The organism is Streptomyces adustus (genome assembly GCF_009377175.1).
GTDB classification, from domain to species: domain Bacteria; phylum Actinomycetota; class Actinomycetes; order Streptomycetales; family Streptomycetaceae; genus Streptomyces; species Streptomyces adustus.
This window is the reverse complement of record NZ_VJZD01000437.1, coordinates 1-3,988: the sequence shown is the minus strand read 5'-3', so window position 1 is coordinate 3,988 and position 3,988 is coordinate 1. Positions and strand designations below refer to the sequence as shown.

Here is a 3,988-nt window from a genome sequence, read left to right as displayed (position 1 = left end):
GAACCACTGCTGCTCGGGGTGCGGCATCACGGGCCGGGGTCGGCGCGGGCCGTGCGGGCCGCGCTGGACGCCGCGCGGCCGGGTGCGGTGCTGGTCGAGGGGCCAGCCGAGGCCGACGTCCTGATCCCGTTGGCGGCCGACGAGGACATGCGGCCGCCGGTCGCCCTGCTGGCCCATGCCGTCGACGAGCCCGGCCGTTCGGCGTTCTGGCCGCTGGCGGAGTTCTCCCCGGAGTGGGTGGCGATCCGCTGGGCCCTGGAACACGGCGTGCCGGCCCGCTTCGTCGACCTCCCGGCCGCCCACACCCTGGCCTGGGGACCGGCGGAGGCCGACGGGGACGGGACGGACGCGGGCGACGCGGACGGCGCCGGCGATGCGGACGGGGACGGCGGCGCGGAGGGGCGCACTCCCGGTGCAGACCTGCGGATCGACCCCCTCGGCGTGCTCGCCGGGATCGCCGGTCACGACGACCCCGAGCGCTGGTGGGAGGACGTCGTCGAGCACCGGGGCGCGGCGGAGGGCGACGTGCTCGCACCGTTCACGGCGCTGGAGGAGGCCATGGCGGCGCTGCGCGCGACGTACGGCAGCGGGGGGCACGACCGGGACCCGGTGCGGGAGGCGTACATGCGGCTCCAGCTGCGGTCGGCGCGGCGGGAGTTCGGGGACGGCGTCGCCGTGGTGTGCGGCGCCTGGCACGTGCCCGCGCTCCGGCAGCGGACCACCGTGGCCGCCGACCGGGCCCTGTTGAAAGGACTGCCCAAGGTCAAGACGGAGGTGACCTGGGTGCCTTGGACCCACCGCCGGCTCTCCAGGGCCGGTGGGTACGGCGCCGGTGTCGACTCGCCGGGCTGGTACGGGCATCTGTTCGCCGCGCCGGACCGGCCGGTCGAGCGCTGGATGACCAGGGTCGCCGGGCTGCTGCGCGAGGAGGACCGGCCCGTCTCCTCCGCGCACGTCATCGAGGCGGTGCGGCTCGCGGACACCCTGGCGGCGATGCGCGGCCGCCCGCTGCCCGGACTGAGCGAGATGACGGACGCCGTGCGCGCGGTGATGTGCGACGGCTCGGACGTGCCGCTGGCGCTGGTGCACGACCGGCTGGTGGTGGGGGACGTCCTGGGAGAGGTGCCGCGGACCGCCCCGGCGGTGCCGTTGCAGCGCGACCTCGACCGTTCGCAGCGCCGGCTGCGGCTCAGACCGGAGGCGTCGGCGCGGGACCTGGAACTCGACCTGCGCAAGGAGACCGACGCGGGCCGCAGCACTCTGCTGCACCGGCTGCGGCTGCTGGGCGTCGACTGGGGCGAGCCGGCCGCCTCGCGGGGCAGCACGGGCACGTTCCGGGAGACCTGGCGGCTGCACTGGGAGCCGGAGCTGTCCGTACGGGTCGCCGAGGCCGGGGTGTGGGGGACCACCGTGCTCGCCGCCGCGACCGGCAAGGCCCAGGCGGACGCCGTCGGCGCGCGGGGCCTCGCCGCTGTCACCGCGCTCGCCGAGCACTGCCTGCTGGCCGGCCTCCCCGCAGCGCTCCCCACGGTGATGCGGGTCCTCGCCGACCGCGCGGCCCTCGACACGGACGTCGGCCATCTCGCCCAGGCGCTGCCGGCCCTGGTCCGCTCCCTGCGCTACGGCGATGTGCGCGGTACGGACACCGGGGCGCTCGCCGAGGTCGCCGCGGGCCTCGCCGAGCGGATCTTCGTCGGTCTGCCCCCGGCCTGCGCCGGACTCGACGCCGACGCGGCCGACGAGATGCGGCGCCGACTGGACGAGGTGCACGGGGCGGTGGCCCTGCTCGGTGACGTGCTCGCACCGGAGCGTGCGGATCTGCGGGAGCGCTGGCACCGGGTGCTCGGGGTCGTGTCGGGGCGGGACACCGTTCCCGGTGTGGTGCGCGGGCGGGCCGTGCGGCTGCTGCTGGACGACGGGGAGCTGGCGCAGGACGAGGCGGCCCGGCTCATGGGGCTCGCGCTGTCACCGGGGACACCGCCCGGGGAGGCGGCCGCGTGGATCGAGGGCTTCGCCGGCGGCGGGGGCGGCATGCTCCTGGTGCACGACGAGCGGCTGCTCGGTCTGGTCGACGGATGGCTCACCGCCGTGCCGGCCCGGGCGTTCACGGACGTGCTGCCGCTGCTGAGGCGCACCTTCTCGACGTACGAACCGGGGGTGCGCAGAACGCTCGGGGAGCTGCTGCGGCGCGGGCCGCGAGCGGCGGGGCGGATGGCGGGCGGGCCGGCCTCCGGCATCCCCGGCTTCGACCCGCAGCCGGACGTCGAGCGCGCGGACGCCGTGCTGCCGATGGTGCGGCTGCTGCTCGGCCTCGCCGGCGACCACGCGTCCGCCGCCGACGGCGACGACGTGTCGAACAGTCCGACGGACGACCTGGTGGGGGTGGACACATGACGACCGGACCGACGACTGCGCCGGATCCGGATCCGGCGGACGCGGCGGAGGAGCGGCTGCGGCGTTGGCGGCTCGTGCTCGGCGGGGACGCGGCCGACGGCACCGGGCACGCGCTGTCCGGGCAGGACTCCGCGATGGACGGGGCGCTCGCCGCGCTCTACGGAAAGGGGGACCGGCCGCAGTCGGGGCGGGACCGTGCGGCGGGGCTGGGGGCGTCGGCGCCGTCCGTGGCCCGCTGGCTCGGCGACATCCGGACCTACTTCCCCTCCTCCGTCGTCCAGGTCATGCAGCGCGACGCCATCGACCGGCTCGGACTGTCCGCGCTGCTGCTGGAGCCGGAGATGCTGGCGGCGGTGGAGGCCGACGTGCACCTGGTCGGCACCCTGCTCTCCCTCAACAAGGTGATGCCCGAGACCACGAAGGAGACCGCACGGGCCGTCGTGCGCAGAGTCGTCGAGGACCTGGAGAAGCGGCTCGCCGCCCGCACCCGGGCCACGCTCACCGGCGCCCTCGACCGCAGCGCCCGGGTCGCCCGGCCGCGCCACCACGACATCGACTGGAACCGCACGATCGCGGCCAACCTCAAGCACTACCTGCCGGAGTACGGGACGGTCGTGCCGGAGCGGCTCGTCGGGTACGGGCGTGCCTCGCGGTCGGTGAAGAAGGAGGTCGTCCTCTGTATCGACCAGTCGGGGTCCATGGCGGCGTCCGTCGTCTACGCGTCCGTGTTCGGGGCGGTGCTGGCGTCCATGCGCTCCATCAGCACCCGGCTCGTCGTCTTCGACACGGCGGTCGTCGACCTCACCGACCAGCTCGACGACCCCGTGGACGTCCTCTTCGGGACCCAGCTCGGCGGCGGGACGGACATCAACCGGGCGCTCGCCTACTGCCAGTCCCGGATCACCCGGCCCGCGGAGACGGTGGTCGTGCTGATCAGCGACCTCTACGAAGGCGGGATACGCAACGAGATGCTCAAGCGGGTCGCGGCGATGAAGGCGTCGGGCGTCCAGTTCGTGGCGCTGCTCGCGCTGTCGGACGAGGGGGCACCGGCCTACGACCGGGAGCACGCGGCCGCGCTCGCCGCACTGGGGGCCCCGGCCTTCGCCTGCACCCCCGACCTGTTCCCGGAGGTGATGGCGGCGGCGATCGAGAAACGGCCGATCCCGGTGCCGGACACCGAGTGACACGCCCGGCGGGGCGGACCTCGGCGGACCGGCCGTGAGGTGACGGCCCCGACGGGACGGCCTCGTGGGGAGGGAACGAAAACGGACATGCCTACTCATCGGTAACAGGGGGCTTGCGCGGCGGCGGGAGGTGCGTGCGAGGATCAACGCCGCCTCTCACCCGTCACCCGTTTCGCCGCATCCGAGGATTCTTCCGTCTTGATCTGGCCGGCCGTCCTGTCCGGAGCCGCTCTGCGCGTGGTGCGCACGGCGGCCGGGCGGCGTGCGCTGCACGGCGTGCTGCTGGCAAGCGGGTTGTTCGCGCTGGGGTTCCTCTGCGGGGAGCGGGCGCACGCGGCGGAGACCACACCCTCCCGCGCCACCGCCTCGACCTCCGCCACCGCCTCGACCTCCGCCCTGGCCCCGACCTC

2 protein-coding genes and 1 pseudogene are annotated in these 3,988 nt (G+C 75.5%); all 3 read left to right on the top strand.

The window, feature by feature from the left end:
- A partial coding sequence (locus FNH09_RS47415; protein WP_238427479.1) for a DUF5682 family protein occupies positions 1-2,394 on the top strand: 2,394 nt, incomplete at its 5' end.
- The gene (locus FNH09_RS45115; RefSeq protein WP_152895672.1) at positions 2,391-3,578 is read left to right on the top strand and encodes a VWA domain-containing protein; all 1,188 of its coding nucleotides are present in this window, start codon (positions 2,391-2,393) and stop codon (positions 3,576-3,578) included. The genes FNH09_RS47415 and FNH09_RS45115, both read left to right, overlap by 4 nt.
- Positions 3,579-3,776: 198 nt before the next feature.
- Positions 3,777-3,988, top strand: a pseudogene (locus tag FNH09_RS45110) (hypothetical protein); the annotation flags it as partial.